Annotated in this window: 15 protein-coding genes and 1 tRNA gene; 11 read left to right on the top strand and 5 right to left on the bottom strand. The window is 70.0% G+C overall.

The window, feature by feature from the left end:
- Positions 1 to 435: 435 nt before the first annotated feature.
- Positions 436 to 1,707 (bottom strand): tyrosine--tRNA ligase, encoded by a 1,272-nt coding sequence (gene tyrS / locus MRBLML1_RS21025; RefSeq protein ID WP_364519748.1) that lies wholly within the window; start codon positions 1,705 to 1,707, stop codon positions 436 to 438.
- Positions 1,708 to 1,822: 115 nt separating this feature from the next.
- Here tyrS and MRBLML1_RS21030 point away from each other — a divergent pair, with 115 nt between their 5' ends.
- Both MRBLML1_RS21030 and MRBLML1_RS21035 read left to right on the top strand, forming a co-directional pair.
- On the top strand, positions 1,823 to 3,181 hold the full coding sequence (locus MRBLML1_RS21030; RefSeq protein ID WP_364519750.1) for a serine/threonine-protein kinase: 1,359 nt from the start codon (positions 1,823 to 1,825) through the stop codon (positions 3,179 to 3,181).
- Between the two features lie 15 nt (positions 3,182 to 3,196).
- Complete coding sequence (locus tag MRBLML1_RS21035) at positions 3,197 to 4,153, top strand: hypothetical protein (protein WP_364519752.1); 957 nt, start codon at positions 3,197 to 3,199, stop codon at positions 4,151 to 4,153.
- On the opposite strand, the gene MRBLML1_RS21040 is transcribed toward MRBLML1_RS21035, so the two are convergent.
- Positions 4,122 to 5,201, bottom strand: a complete 1,080-nt coding sequence (locus MRBLML1_RS21040) for a DNA adenine methylase (protein WP_364519754.1) — start codon at positions 5,199 to 5,201, stop codon at positions 4,122 to 4,124. The two genes, MRBLML1_RS21035 and MRBLML1_RS21040, sit on opposite strands and share 32 nt — an antisense overlap.
- A 107-nt stretch (positions 5,202 to 5,308) precedes the next feature.
- Between MRBLML1_RS21040 and MRBLML1_RS21045 the strand changes: the two genes are divergently transcribed.
- The 5 genes from MRBLML1_RS21045 to MRBLML1_RS21065 all read left to right on the top strand — a co-directional run bounded on the left by MRBLML1_RS21045 (position 5,309) and on the right by MRBLML1_RS21065 (position 9,804).
- Positions 5,309 to 5,989, top strand: a complete 681-nt coding sequence (locus MRBLML1_RS21045) for a hypothetical protein (protein ID WP_364519756.1) — start codon at positions 5,309 to 5,311, stop codon at positions 5,987 to 5,989.
- Between the two features lie 85 nt (positions 5,990 to 6,074).
- Complete coding sequence (locus MRBLML1_RS21050; protein ID WP_364519758.1) at positions 6,075 to 6,887, top strand: DUF72 domain-containing protein; 813 nt, start codon at positions 6,075 to 6,077, stop codon at positions 6,885 to 6,887.
- A 24-nt stretch (positions 6,888 to 6,911) separates the two neighbouring features.
- Positions 6,912 to 7,358, top strand: a complete 447-nt coding sequence (locus tag MRBLML1_RS21055) for a hypothetical protein (RefSeq protein WP_364519760.1) — start codon at positions 6,912 to 6,914, stop codon at positions 7,356 to 7,358.
- A gap of 179 nt (positions 7,359 to 7,537) precedes the next feature.
- Entirely contained in the window at positions 7,538 to 8,893 is a 1,356-nt protein-coding gene (locus tag MRBLML1_RS21060; protein ID WP_364519762.1) for an AAA family ATPase, read from the top strand.
- A 44-nt stretch (positions 8,894 to 8,937) separates the two neighbouring features.
- Positions 8,938 to 9,804, top strand: a complete 867-nt coding sequence (locus MRBLML1_RS21065; protein ID WP_364519764.1) for a hypothetical protein — start codon at positions 8,938 to 8,940, stop codon at positions 9,802 to 9,804.
- Between the two features lie 22 nt (positions 9,805 to 9,826).
- Here the strand turns inward: MRBLML1_RS21065 and MRBLML1_RS21070 are convergent.
- Both MRBLML1_RS21070 and MRBLML1_RS21075 read right to left on the bottom strand, forming a co-directional pair.
- Positions 9,827 to 9,900: transfer RNA gene (locus tag MRBLML1_RS21070), tRNA-Ile, on the bottom strand.
- A gap of 30 nt (positions 9,901 to 9,930) precedes the next feature.
- Positions 9,931 to 10,347, bottom strand: coding sequence for an ArsI/CadI family heavy metal resistance metalloenzyme (locus tag MRBLML1_RS21075; protein ID WP_364519766.1), 417 nt, complete (start codon positions 10,345 to 10,347; stop codon positions 9,931 to 9,933).
- A gap of 85 nt (positions 10,348 to 10,432) precedes the next feature.
- On the opposite strand from MRBLML1_RS21075, the gene MRBLML1_RS21080 reads away from it, so the two are divergent.
- Genes MRBLML1_RS21080 through MRBLML1_RS21095 form a run of 4 tightly spaced genes read left to right on the top strand, consistent with a single transcriptional unit; the run spans position 10,433 to position 12,227 of the window.
- Positions 10,433 to 10,798, top strand: a complete 366-nt coding sequence (locus MRBLML1_RS21080; protein ID WP_364519768.1) for a metalloregulator ArsR/SmtB family transcription factor — start codon at positions 10,433 to 10,435, stop codon at positions 10,796 to 10,798.
- A complete protein-coding gene (locus MRBLML1_RS21085) occupies positions 10,788 to 11,462 on the top strand; it encodes an aquaporin (protein WP_364519770.1) in 675 nt (224 codons plus the stop codon). The genes MRBLML1_RS21080 and MRBLML1_RS21085 overlap by 11 nt, the downstream gene beginning before the upstream one ends.
- The gene (locus tag MRBLML1_RS21090) at positions 11,459 to 11,866 is read left to right on the top strand and encodes an arsenate reductase ArsC (RefSeq protein WP_364519773.1); all 408 of its coding nucleotides are present in this window, start codon (positions 11,459 to 11,461) and stop codon (positions 11,864 to 11,866) included. Before MRBLML1_RS21085 ends, MRBLML1_RS21090 begins: the two co-directional genes overlap by 4 nt.
- Before the next feature lie 25 nt (positions 11,867 to 11,891).
- Positions 11,892 to 12,227, top strand: a complete 336-nt coding sequence (locus MRBLML1_RS21095) for a YnfA family protein (RefSeq protein WP_364519775.1) — start codon at positions 11,892 to 11,894, stop codon at positions 12,225 to 12,227.
- Here the strand turns inward: MRBLML1_RS21095 and MRBLML1_RS21100 are convergent.
- On the bottom strand, positions 12,202 to 13,200 hold the full coding sequence (locus MRBLML1_RS21100; protein ID WP_364519777.1) for a phosphotransferase: 999 nt from the start codon (positions 13,198 to 13,200) through the stop codon (positions 12,202 to 12,204). The genes MRBLML1_RS21095 and MRBLML1_RS21100 overlap by 26 nt on opposite strands.
- Positions 13,201 to 13,233 lie beyond the last annotated feature (33 nt).

The following is a 13,233-nucleotide window of genomic DNA, read 5'->3' on the forward strand; positions in this document are numbered from 1 at the left end:
GTCCACAGAATCATTTCATTGACAAGCACCAACCACAACCACCAAAAGATGGCCACGATCGAATGCACACAAACGTCACAAACAATCTATGCATGACACACTGTTGAGTTCTCAAACATCACACGCTTCGAAGCTCACCGTTGCCGGATCATCTTCGAGCTGATGTGCGCTGCGAAACCTTAGTCGTTCGTCCTGGTCCGTGCCAAACCTGCAAGGCTTGCTTTTCCGACCAGCACTCGAACCTTGGTCCGAAGCTGTGGTCGCGGGGCCGGAAGCCCTCCGGCTGACCGCCGTCTTGCTTCCCGCCGCACCCGGCGACACAGAGAACATTACGCACTCCCCCGCAGAAGCACAAATCGGAACGACGTGACCCGGGCCACACCGTTCCGATCGTGCTTCTCAGCGGCGCGACCGACCCTCCAAGGAGGGCCGCGATCAGCGCACCCGCACGCCTGCGAAGCGCTTCTTGCCGCGCCGCAGGACCAGCCACGAGGAGGCGATCAGGTCCTCGGCGGCGGGCACGTGCGCGGGGTCGTCGACCCGCACGTTGTTGACGTAGGCGCCCCCCTCGGTGACCGTACGACGCGCCTCCCCCTTGGACGCCGCGAGCCCGGTGAGCGTCAGCAGCTCGACGATGTCCGGCAGGCCGGCCGAGCCGTCGACGTCGTAGGCGCCCGCCTCGCCGAGCGCGGCCTCCACGGTGGCGGCCGACAGGGCGGTGACGTCTCCCCCGCCGAAGAGCGCCGCCGCCGCGTTCTTGGCGTTCTCGGTCTCGGCGGCGCCGTGGACCAGCGTGGTGACCTCGTCGGCGAGCACCTTCTGCGCCTCCCGCAGGAAGGGCTTCTCCGCGTGCCGTGCCTCCAGTGCCTCGATCTCCTCGCGCGGGAGGAAGGTGAAGACGCGCAGCAGCTCGCCGACCTTCTCGTCCTCGACGTTGAGCCAGAACTGGTGGAAGGCGTACGGCGCCATCAGCTCCGGGTCGAGCCAGAGCGCCCCGCCCTCGGTCTTGCCGTACTTGGTGCCGTCGGCCTTGGTGATCAGCGGCGTGGCGAAGGCGTGCGCGTGGCCGCCCTCGGCCCGGCGGATCAGCTCGACGCCGCCGGTGAGGTTGCCCCACTGGTCGGAGCCGCCGAACTGGAGGGTGACGCCGTGCTCGCGGAAGAGGGTGAGGAAGTCCATCGACTGGAGCAGCACGTAGGAGAACTCGGTGTAGCTGATGCCCGACTCCAGGCGCCGCTTGACCGTCTCCCGCGCCAGCATCCGGTTGACCGGGAAGTGCTTGCCGATGTCGCGCAGGAAGTCGATCACCGACAGGCCCTCGGTCCAGTCGTGGTTGTTGACCATCGTCGCGGCGTTCTCACCATCGAACGACAGGAACGGCTCGATCTGGCCGCGGACCCGCGCGGTCCACTCCTGGACCGTGTCGAGGGAGTTGAGCGTGCGCTCGCCGGAGTCGCGGGGGTCGCCGATCATGCCGGTCGCGCCCCCCACCAGGGCGTACGGCGTGTGCCCGCCCCGTTGCAGGCGCATGGCGGTGACGATCTGCACGAGGTTGCCCATGTGCAGGCTCGGGGCGGTGGGGTCGAAGCCCACATAGAACCGGACACTGCCCTCGGAGAGCGCCGCGCGCAGGGCGTCGCGGTCGGTGGACTCGGCCAGGAGGCCGCGCCACGCGAGATCGTCGAGGAGGGTGGGGTCGACGGACACGTCGTACCTTTCGGTTCAGGTGGTGCTGGGAGTTTCCCGCGTCCAAGAGTGCCGCATCCATCACACCCGCGAGCAATGGGTTCACGTGGGGCGACGCGGGTACCTTGCAAGAACCATGAACGAGCGATCAGTGGGGGGCCGCTACACGCTCCGGCGCGCCATCGGCCAGGGTGCGAGCGGAGCCGTGTGGCTCGCGCACGACGAGGTGCTGGACCGACCCGTCGCGGTCAAGCGCACCGTCGCGACCGCCGGGCTCGACCAGCAGGGCGTGCGCGCCGAGCGGGAGGCCAAGCTGGCCGCCCAGGTCGCGCACCCGCACGTGGTGGCGGTCTACGACCTGGTCACCGACGACGAGGGCACCTGGCTCGTCATGGAGCACGTCGACGGCCCGGCGCTCTCCGCGGTGGTCCGCGAGGCGGGGGCCCTGTCCGCCGACGACGCGGCGCGGCTGCTGGCCCCGGTGGCCGACGCGCTCGCCCAGGCGCACGCGCTGGGGATCGTCCACCGCGACATCAAGCCCTCCAACATCCTCGCCCCCGGCGAGGGTGGCGCGAAGCTCACCGACTTCGGGATCGCCCGCAGCACCGACGACGCCACGCTCACCCGCACCGGGCTGATCACCGGCTCCCCGGCGTACCTCGCCCCCGAGGTCGCGACCGGCGAGCAGGCCACCCCCGCCAGCGACGTGTGGGCGCTCGGCGCGACCCTGGTGCACCTGCTGACCGGGCGGCCGCCGTACCACCGTGACGAGGCCGACAACGGTCCGCTCTCGGTGGTCTACCGGATCGTCCACGAGGATCCGCCGCTGGTGGCGGAGGCGGGCTGGCTGGCGCCGCTGCTCGCCGCGACGATGGCCCGCGACCCCGCGCAGCGCCCGACCATGGCCGCGGTCCGCGACGCGCTGGAGCTGCGGGGCGGCCTCGCGGAGCAGACGATGGCGATGGCGCCGATGCCGGCCTTCCCACCGCCGCCTCCGCCTCCGCCGCCGGCCCGGAGGCCGGTACGACGGTTCCCGGTGCGCGTCGCGGCCGCCGGCCTGGGTGTGGCGGCGGCGCTCGCCCTCGTGGCGGTGCTCGCGCTCCAGGGTGGCGACGACGGCACCGACCCGACGGCGGGGAGCCGGCCGCCGGTGACGAGGTCGACCACGCCGGCGGCGGCCGACAAGGCGCCGACCGCCGCGGACCTGCAGACCTTCGCCGAGGACTACGTGCGCACCGCCAGCACGGACCCGGACGCGGGCTTCTCGATGCTGACGCCGGCCTACCAGCGCACCAGCCCGAAGTACGCCGACTTCTGGGGCCAGATGAGCAAGCCGAAGATCCTCGACATCAGCGCCGACCCCGCCGCGATGACGGTGACCTACACCTACAGCTACCACTTCGCGAAGCAGGGCAAGCGCACCGAGACCGTCACCCTCCACCTCGTCCGGGAGGGCGGCAAGCTGCTCATCTCCGGGGCCGGAGACGTTTCCTAGGACTACCTTGGCCCGGTGAGCGCGTACGACGCCCGGCTCACCGACCGGGTCCGCACCCGGGGCGTGCTGTCCCCGGACGACGCGGCGCGACTGCTGCTGCCGGTCGCGGACGCGCTGGCGGCGCTGCACGCACAGGGCCGGGCGCACGGCGCGGTCTCGCCCGCGGCCGTCCGGGTGGACGACGAGGGCCGGGGCTCGCTGGTGGACCGCACCGACCTGGCGCCCGACCCGTCGTACGCCGCCCCCGACCCGAGCGCCGGCCTGCGCCCGCACCCGCAGGCCGACGACGTGTGGGCCCTGGCCGCGGTGCTGGGCTACGTCACCACCGGATCGGCCGCGCCGAGCGGGACGCGCGGCACCGGCTGGCTGGCACCGCTCATCGAGCTGGCCCTGGTCGCGGACCCGCGCGAGCGGCCGACGATGGCGGAGACGGCGGACTACCTGCGCGCCCGGGTGGTGCCGGCGGCCCCCGCGCGGCGCCCGTCCGGCCCGGTGCTGGCGATCGCCGGCGCGGCGGTCATCGTCGGGCTCGGCCTGCTCGGCGCGGCGCTGCTCTTCACCGGCTCCGAGGAGCCGGAGCGCGGCCCGCGCACCGAGGAGCCCCGCACCAGCGCGACGCCGACGCCGCGCGGGCAGCCCAGCGCGACCCGGTCGGCGGAGCCGGTGGGTGCCGCGGAGCTGGAGCGCTTCGCCCGCGACTACGTGCGGATCGCCAGTGCCGACCCCGGGCGCGGCTTCACGCTGCTGACCCGCGACTACCAGCAGCAGAGCCCGCGCTACCGCGAGGTCTGGACGGCCATCGACGACCCCGAGGTCCTCGCCGTCACACCCGACCCGGAGGCGATGTCGGTGAGCTACACCTACCGCTACTCCCTGCCCGGCGGCGTACGACGGACCGAGGACATCACGCTGCGCCTGGTCCAGCGCGGCGAGCGCCTGCTCATCGCAGGCGCATCGGCTCGCCGGCCGTAGCGCCGGTCCCGGCCGCGGCGGCCGCCTCGACCCGGTCGGGGTCACCGGCGACGAAGACGTACTCCACGTTGCGCAGCCGGCCCACCTCACCGACCCGCTGGCCGGTGGGGCCGTGGATGCCGATCTGGGCGCCGACGTACCGCTTGCGGTCGAAGGCGAGCACGGCGACCTCGCGGTGGCCGGCGTCGCGCAGCGAGGTGGTCATCTCCTCCGCGCTGATCCACGACTCGTCGTTGTAGGACACCACCACGACCTCGGCGCGCAGGCGGGCGAGCACGTCGGCCAGCGCACCCGGCATGGTGCGCCGGCTGTTGAACACGCTGCGGCGATCGCGCACGTCCACCCGCTTGCAGGCGACGCCGTAGTGCTCGGGGGCGTCCCAGCGGACCAGGGTCTCCCAGATGTGGTAGTTCGCGAAGTAGCGGTGCTGGTTGTACGGCGGGTCGACGTAGGCGAGGTCGACGGGCGGCAGCGCGTCCACCGTGGCGAGCACGTCACCGGTCACCGTCGCGCCCGGACCAGCCAGCAGTGCGGGACGGCGCAGGTCGAGCTCGCCGAAGGAGCGCGGCGCCCAGTCCTTGAGGTAGGCCATCTGCACGCCGGTCGTGGAGTCGACCCGGTCGGCGGCGAGCATCAGGCTGGTGAGCAGCAGGGCCCGCAGCGGGCTGCCGGGCGGGTGGTCGCGCTCGATGGCGTCGCGCACCGCGTCGACCCGCTCGCCGTTGCGGGGCTGGAAGAACCTGGCGCGCTCGCAGAAGGTCTCCGTGAAGTAGCCGCGCCGCCCGGGCAGCGCGGCCAGCCGCGCGAGCTCGGCGTCGAGCGCGGCCAGGTCGACGGTGTCGGCGTCGGTGGCGACGTAGCACTCCCCCAGCACCGCCGAGTACGACGCCAGGTCGGCCGCCGTCACGAACAGCCCCCGGCGCTTGAGCTCCTGAGCCACCCGCGTCGTACCGGTGAACAGGTCGACGGCCGTGCGGGCCCCGGCCGCGACCGCGATCTCCCCCAGCGCCGGCACCAGCGTCCGCTTGGAGCCGAGGTACTTGATCACGCACCGCAGCGTACGGGTGGCATGGGCCACATCACGGAAGGAGAGGTGTGGACGCACCGGTGCGGGGAAACAACCCCTCGACCTCAGTCACCCCGGGAGAGGAACCCATGTCCGTCAAGCTCGCCCTGCCCACCGCCCTCCTCGCCGTCCTCGCGCTCAGCGCGTGCAACGACGACGAGCCGACCGCGTCGGACGACCCGACCACCGAGGCGACCACCTCGGACTCGGCCAGCGAGACCCCCACGGAGGAGACCTCCGAGGCCACCGAGTCGGCCAGCACCGAGACGGAGGGCACCGCGCCCGTCGGCGACGTGACCGCCCCCGGCACCGAGCTGAAGATCGGCGACAAGGCCGTGCTGCCGCTGACCTACGGCACCGACGGCACCGCCACCGTCGAGGTGACCGTGACCGGCATCAAGCAGGGCACCAGCGCCGACCTGGAGGCCGCGAAGGTCAAGAAGGCCGCCGACTACACGCCCTTCTACATCCAGCTCGACATGAAGATCCTGTCCACCGGCCCGGAGGGCTTCGGCGGCTACACGCCCGGCAGCGACTTCGACGGTCTCACCGGTGAGACCAAGGCCGGCAGCCTGATCGTCATCGGTGACTTCGCGCCGTGCGACAACGACAACGGCTTCGAGTACGACGCCAAGGCCGGTGACACCGCGAAGGGCTGCGTCCCCGCGCTCGCCACCAAGGGCTCGGTCGTCGACGGCGTGCAGTTCAGCGGCGGCGCCGACGACGCCGGCTACGACCAGTTCGACGGCAAGCCGGTCGTCTGGCGCTGACCCCACTCATCACACCGCCCCGGCCGGCTCGCGTGAGCCCGGCCGGGGTGGTGTGCTTTTCCCTCCTCCCGGGCACCGCCCCGCCATGGGCGAGATCCGGGTCGGCACGTCGGGGTGGTCGTACGACGGCTGGCGCGGCGACTTCTACCCGGCGGGGCTGCCGCGCCGCCGGGAGCTCGAGCACCTCTCCCGCCGGCTGACCTCGGTCGAGGTCAACGGCTCGTTCTACTCGCTGCAGCGGCCCTCGTCGTACCGGAGCTGGCGGGAGGCCACGCCCGACGACTTCGTGCTCGCGGTGAAGGGCGGACGCTTCATCACCCACCTCAAGCGGCTGCGCGACGTCGAGGCGCCGCTGGCCAACTTCTTCGCCTCCGGCGTGCTGGCGCTCGGCCCCCAGCTCGGCCCGGTCCTGTGGCAGCTGCCCGAGACGCTGCGCTACGACGCCGCGCTGATGCGCGACTTCTACGACCTGCTGCCGCGCACCCATGCGCAGGCGGCCGCGCTGGCCGCGCGCCACGACGAGCGGCTGGCCGAGGACCGGGCCGTGACGACGTACGAGGTGGAGGGGGCGGTGCGCCACGTGCTGGAGTTCCGCGACCCCGGCTTCTGCACCGACGCGGCGCTGGAGCAGATGCGCGAGCACGACATCGGCTGCGTCGTGGCGGACACCGGCGGGAAGTGGCCCGAGGCGGACGCGGTGACCAGCGACGTGGTGCACGTGCGGCTGCACGGCTCGCCCCGGCTCTACCACTCCGGCTACTCGCCGGCCGCGCTCGACCGGTGGGCCGAGCGCTGCCGGGCGTGGTCCGAGGTCGCCGACGTCTTCGTCTACTTCGACAACGACGCCGAGGGGCACGCGCCGCACGACGCCGTGGGCCTGCTGGAACGGGTGAGGTGACCCGGGCCGGGTACCGCTCGGCGTATGGCCGTCCTCGTCACCTTCCTCTTCGTGTTCCAGCTCCTGGTGGGCAGCTACATGTACGGATCGGTGCTGGGAGCGGGCCAGTGGTCGAGCAACGCCCGCGCGACCCGGATCCCCGACCTGGTGGCCTTCGTGCACCCGCTCGCCGCCGTCGTGACGCTCGCGATCTGGGTCGGCTTCATGGTGAGCGACCGCACCGGCTTCGCGTGGGCCACCTTCGTGGCGCTGCTCCTCACCGCCAGCGGCGGCGCGGTGATGGGGGTCAAGACGATGCGCGGCAGCGCCTACGTCGACCGGCCCGCCCGCAACCAGGGCGTCCTCGAGCCCGGTGACCCCGCCGAGATCCGGGTCGCGGAGAAGCAGATCCCCTCGCTCGCGATCCTGCTCCACGGCGGCACCTTCGTGCTGCTCGCCCTCGGCACCCTCCTCGTGGCGCTCGGAGTCTGACATCCTCGGGGGATGACGCAGCCGGAGCCGCTGGAGCCGCTCACCGAGGACTGGGAGCGGGCGCTGTGCATCGTCGCCCACCCCGACGACATGGAGTTCGGCGCGGCCGCCGCGAACTAGGCACGATACGTAAGGTCGTTTGTGCCTGGCAAGACTGACCACGCTCTAGGCTGTGCGCCATGAGTACCAGTGAGCGCCTACGCGCCGTCGTTGTTGAAGGACTCTTCGGTAGTCACGACTACACGATCAACCTCGACTCGACGAGACCTACCGTCCTCACCGGTTCGAATGGCACGGGAAAGTCAACAATCTTGCGACTGATCAACGCCATCGCCCGAGCGGATATTGATACTCTCGCTAACGCACCTTTGAATGCACTTCGCATCGACTTTGAGTCGACACATCCCTTTAGTCTGGTCCGAGACCGCAAAACTCAAACTCTCGCGCTAACCTGGGGCGAACACAGCACACTCATCGATATCAGCTGGGACTCTCAACTTCAAACACTTCCACAGTGGGCACGAGAAATCATCAACGAATTTCCCGACGACGTCGAAGACTTCATGACAGAATTCATGCGTCACGCTCCGGAGCGAGTGACCTACTCGGAATTTGCGGAGGTTCGGGACCGACTGCGAGACTTGAGTTCGAAGCCCCGCCGAATGCCACCACCGGACTGGTTCAAGGATCTGCAGAGCCAGTTTGCCGTATTGTTCATCTCCGACCAGCGCCTAATCGTCGAGCCTCAGCGCCCGGGCGTGCTTTCGAGCACGTCTCGCCGACCACCTGGGCCGCGACGCGGATCGTCCCGAAGTGGCGCTCGTCGCTCTATCGACCACGCAAGTTCGGATATCGCATCTAGAATTCAAGACGCAGATTCCAAGTACGCGCGAGTTTCGCAGGAGCACGACCGCACGTTTCCACGCGACGTGGTCGACGCTATGCGCCAGTCAAAAAGCGTCAGCCAAAGCCGCGTGTCCAAATTGGTCAAAGACGTGGATATCGAGCGAGAGCGACTGCGTTCAGTGGGCCTTCTCGACCGCGCCGAGCGTTACGACCCCAAGATTGAGCCATCTGACCTTGAGGATCCCCGCGTACGCGCTGTCGTAGCGCGAATCATGGAGGCGAATCTCAAAAAGCTCGGCGTTCTCGGGGACCTCGCCCTTCGCCTTACGACCTACAAAGAGTTTCTTGATCGCCGATTCGCTCCCAAATCAATAACTCTTAACCGGCGCCTCGGCGTCAGGATTGATCTCTCCGAGGGTGGGAGCATCGCACCGGGGGACCTGAGCTCCGGCGAGCAGCAGATGGCCGTGATGGCATACGAAATCCTGTTCCGAACCGCGCCAAATACGCTCGTCATAATCGACGAGCCCGAAATCTCTCTTCACGTGTTGTGGCAAGATACGCTTATCGAAGATCTTTCGCAAATGGGTTCCGCGTCGGGCCTCCAGTTCTTGATGGCCACTCATTCACCCGTGATTCTTGCAAATCACTCCGAGTTGGAGCGGTCGCTTGACGACCTGGCCCGATGAACCTCCGATTCCCGACTGGTGGATTCGGCCAGAGCCTTAAGCAGATGGCGCGAGCCCTGCCCGCGTCTCACAGTATTCTAATCGTCGAAGGCCATACTGACAGACGAGCTCTGATGCATATCCTCGCACCCACGGTGAGAATTGTGCCTGCGCACGGCAAGTCTGTGCTCCTTGAAGCCTACGACGGGCTCGTAGGCAGTGGATTTGATCAGAAAATGTTCTTCCTGATGGATTGCGACAATGACACCCCCGATAATCGGAAGGGCATGCACGACTTAGCGGTCACATGTCATCGAGACCTCGAAGCAGACCTTCTCTTTTCGCTGGATGCTTTTGACCGAGTGGCCATCGATTTTCTCAGCGCCGTCCATTACGAGTTATCAGCCATCGAGTCCGTAGCCGAGCGAACGCTAGAGCGCGCGTTGAATCTGGCAGCGATGTGCAGCGTCGTCAGGGACGCCGCTAGGTCATGCGCCTTGCGCGTGAGATTTACCGATCCACATTCCGGGCATCGACGGGTGGCACGCCCTGACGACCTGCGAGCACAGCTCCCGTCAGCCACGAACTTGACGCTAGACCTAGTTGCGAACGCCATGGGCGGCGTGATCGGCTGGACGCGCGATGAAGTTCAAGGCGTTCTAGCGGCCAGTCCCGGCATCGTCTCGTGCCCTCACACATCAGAGGGATGTAGTGCGTGCCGCCTGCTCACCTTCTGCAATGGTCACGACGCGGTGCAAGCGCTGGCTTACATGCTTACGACCGAGACCGGGATCTATGTCGGGGCAAAGGAGGTAGAGGCTCAATTGCGGGTGGGCTTGGACCGTAGGCGGGTCGAACATTGGCCGGTCGGTAAGCGAATCAGGAAATGGGAGAGTCGAACCGGCGTGCGCCTGCTACGCGAGCGGTTCTAGGCGGCGCGAAACCGCGAACATGTAGGGCGGGTGGGGCTCGAACCCACGACCCAAGGATTATGAGTCCTCTGCTCTGACCGACTGAGCTACCGCCCCCTGTGCGCGCCCACCCTAGTGCGGCCGGACCTACGCGCCACAGCAGACCGCGCCGTCGTCGCCCACCGCGTCGAACGTCGGGCTGTCGGCGAGCACGGTGTAGACCTCCCACCGCTCGCCGTCGGGTGCGCCCTCGACCCAGAACTTGTCCTGGGTCGCGTAGCAGCAGGTCGTGCCCCGCTCGTCGGCCGAGGCGAGTCCCTCGGCGGACAGGCGGATCTGGGTCGCGTCGACGGCCGCCACGTCCCCGACCTCGACGCCGAGGTGGTTGAGCGAGCCGCCCCGGCCGGGGCTCTCCATCAGCACCAGCTTGAGGGGCGGCTCGGCGATGGCGAAGTTGGCGTAGCCGGGCCGGACCTTGGCGGGCTCGGTGCCGAACAGCCGGCTGTAGAAGGCGATCGAGGCGTCGAGGTCCTCGACGTTGAGTGCGAGCTGGACGCGGTTCATGGGCTTCTCCTCGGATATCGATGGATGTCGATGTATTGGCGAGCCCACCTTGCTCCCAGACATAGACGGATGTCAACATAGATGTATGTCTAAGTCTTTGCCGGTCCTCACTCCCGTGGAGGCCGTGGCCTGCTGCTCGCCGCTCACCCAGGAGCCGCTGTCGAGCGACCAGGCGGAGCGCATCGCGCCGCTGCTCAAGGCGCTGGCCGACCCGGTCCGGCTCCGGCTGCTGTCGCTGGTCGCCTCGCACGCGGACGGCGAGGCCTGCGTCTGCGACCTCAACGACGCCTTCGACCTCTCCCAGCCGACGATCAGCCACCACCTCAAGGTCCTCCACGAGGTCGGCCTGCTCGACCGCAGCAAGCGGGGCGTGTGGGTCTACTACGCGATCCGGCGCAGCGCGCTGGCCGACCTGGGCGCGCTCATCGGCGGGGTCGCCGGTGAACGCTGAGCTCGGCCGCCGGGCCGCCGCCGAGCTGGTCGGTACGGCGTTCCTGGTGATGGCCGTCGTCGGCTCCGGGATCGCCGCCTCCCGCCTCTCCCCCGGTGACACCGGCCTGCAGCTGCTGGAGAACAGCCTCGTGACGGGTGCCGCACTGGTGGCGCTGATCCTCGCGCTGCAGCCGGTGTCGGCGGCGTTCAACCCGGTCGTCACGCTCGTGGAGCGCGCCCTCGGCCTCCTCTCCACGACCACGGCCGCCGCCCTCGTGGTCGCCCAGGTCGTCGGCGGGCTGGTCGGGGTGGTGCTCGCCAACCTGATGTTCGACCTCGACGCGGTCTCGCTGTCCGGCACCGAGCGGAGCGGTGGGCACCTCTGGCTGGCCGAGGTCGTCGCGACCCTCGGGCTGGTGGTGATCATCTTCGGCAGTGTCCGGTCGGGCCGCACGGACACGGTCGCCTACGCCGTGGCGGGCTACATCACGGCGGCGTACTGGTTCACCAGCTCCACCAGCTTCGCCAACCCCGCCGTCACCGTGGCCCGGATGTTCTCCGACACGTTCGCCGGCATCGCACCCGGCTCCGTCCCGCCGTTCCTCCTCGCCCAGGTCGCCGGAGGCGCCCTCGCGCTGGGACTGGTGCGGCTGCTCTATCCGACCACCGAGGAGACCCCATGACCGGCAAGCCGACCGTCCTCTTCGTCTGCGTGCACAACGCCGGCCGCTCCCAGATGGCCGCGGGCTACCTGCGGCACCTCGCGGGCGACCGGGTCACCGTGCTGTCCGCGGGCTCGGTGCCGGCGGCGGAGATCAACCCGGTCGCCGTGGCGGCGATGCGCGAGGAGGGCATCGACATCACCTCCGCCACCCCGCAGGTGCTGACCACCGAGGCGGTCCAGGAGTCCGACGTCGTGGTCACGATGGGTTGCGGCGACGCGTGCCCGTTCTTCCCCGGCAAGCGCTACGAGGACTGGCAGCTCGACGACCCTGCCGGGCAGGACATCGACGCCGTCCGGCCGATCCGGGACGAGATCCGGCAGCGGGTCGCGGCGTTGGTCGCCGACCTGGTCCCGACCCCCTGAGCCGCGCCTCTGGGAGGATCACCCCATGGACACGCTGCGCTCGACCGCCCTCTTCCTCGCCGCGGCGGTCGCGGAGATCGGTGGCGCCTGGCTGGTCTGGCAGGGCGTGCGCGAGCACCGCGGCTGGCTGTGGATCGGGGCCGGGGTGATCGCGCTGGGGGCCTACGGGTTCGTGGCGACGCTGCAGCCGGACGCGCACTTCGGCCGGATCCTGGCGGCGTACGGCGGGGTGTTCGTGGCGGGCTCGCTGCTGTGGGGCATGGTCGCCGACGGCTTCCGTCCCGACCGGTACGACGTGCTCGGCGCCCTGGTCTGCCTGGTGGGTGTCGCGGTGATCATGTACGCGCCGCGGTCGGCGTAGCGCCGACGGGCGGATCGTCGAGGAGCATCCCGAGCCAGCGCGCGGGCACCCAGCCGAGGTCGGCCCGCTCGGCGTCGGTCATCGACGCGACGCAACGTCGCCAGGACTCCACCCGCGCCAGCCGGCCGAGCTGGAGCGCGGCGGGCAGCGCGGCCCGGAGCGCGGGCATCGGCGCGAGGTCGCTCCACGCCTCGAGCCCGGCGTCGGCGATCCGGCGCAGGCGGGGGTCGTCGTCGGGAGCGCGCAGCTCGCGCTGGGCCGCGACGAGCGGCAGCAGGAGGTTGCCGAGCGGGTCGGCGACGAGGGCGTCGCCGAAGTCGAAGAAACGCAGCGTCCCGTCGAGCGGCACGACGTTGCCGGCGTGCAGGTCGTTGTGGACCAGCGTCAGCGGCAGGTCGAGGTCCTCGACCTCGTCGGCCCAGTGGTCGATCGTGGGCAGCAGCCGCTCGAGCCGGTGCGCGACGTCCGCGTCGAGCCGCCGGGGGTCGTCGGGCGCGAGGGCGGCGAGGCGGCCGACCGCGTCGGCGACGTACGTCGAGGCGTCGCAGGGGGTCAGCACGGCGAGCGGGGTGGTGACCCCGGTGGCGACGAGGCGTCGCTGCAGCGCGGCGGACTCGGCCACCACCCGGCACCACGTGTCGACGTCTCCGGCCCGGCCGAGGTCGGCCAGGGTAGGCCCGAGGTCGGCGGTGAGCAGCAGGTCGCGCTCCGGGTCGGCGGCGAGCACCGGCACGACCTGGTCGGGCGCGAGGAGGGCGAGCTCGGCGACGAGGCGTGCCTCGTGGGCCTGGCCGGGGCAGTTCTGCTTGACGTACGACGTCCCGGCGGCCGTGCGCACCCGCCACACCGCCGACCACGGCTGCCGCCCCACCGGCTCGATCGCGAGCGGCTCGCCCACCGCCGCGGTGACGAAGGCGCGCAGGCCGGCGAGGAACTCCTCGCCGGACCACACCGCGCTCGTCCACGTGCTCACTCCCGCAGGGTGACCCACCGGGGTGCCCTCGCG

This window comes from Nocardioides sp. LML1-1-1.1 (assembly GCF_040676175.1).
Classification (GTDB): Bacteria; Actinomycetota; Actinomycetes; order Propionibacteriales; family Nocardioidaceae; genus Nocardioides.

Bases quoted from the DNA above. Each gene is read 5' to 3' on its own strand.
- MRBLML1_RS21030 (WP_364519750.1), top strand. From the start codon at position 1,823: ATGAACGAGCGATCAGTGGGGGGCCGCTACACGCTCCGGCGCGCCATC.
- MRBLML1_RS21045 (WP_364519756.1), top strand. From the start codon at position 5,309: ATGTCCGTCAAGCTCGCCCTGCCCACCGCCCTCCTCGCCGTCCTCGCG.
- MRBLML1_RS21050 (WP_364519758.1), top strand. From the start codon at position 6,075: ATGGGCGAGATCCGGGTCGGCACGTCGGGGTGGTCGTACGACGGCTGG.
- MRBLML1_RS21055 (WP_364519760.1), top strand. From the start codon at position 6,912: ATGGCCGTCCTCGTCACCTTCCTCTTCGTGTTCCAGCTCCTGGTGGGC.
- MRBLML1_RS21060 (WP_364519762.1), top strand. From the start codon at position 7,538: ATGAGTACCAGTGAGCGCCTACGCGCCGTCGTTGTTGAAGGACTCTTC.
- MRBLML1_RS21065 (WP_364519764.1), top strand. From the start codon at position 8,938: ATGGCGCGAGCCCTGCCCGCGTCTCACAGTATTCTAATCGTCGAAGGC.
- MRBLML1_RS21075 (WP_364519766.1), bottom strand. From the start codon at position 10,347: ATGAACCGCGTCCAGCTCGCACTCAACGTCGAGGACCTCGACGCCTCG.
- MRBLML1_RS21080 (WP_364519768.1), top strand. From the start codon at position 10,433: ATGTCTAAGTCTTTGCCGGTCCTCACTCCCGTGGAGGCCGTGGCCTGC.
- MRBLML1_RS21090 (WP_364519773.1), top strand. From the start codon at position 11,459: ATGACCGGCAAGCCGACCGTCCTCTTCGTCTGCGTGCACAACGCCGGC.
- MRBLML1_RS21095 (WP_364519775.1), top strand. From the start codon at position 11,892: ATGGACACGCTGCGCTCGACCGCCCTCTTCCTCGCCGCGGCGGTCGCG.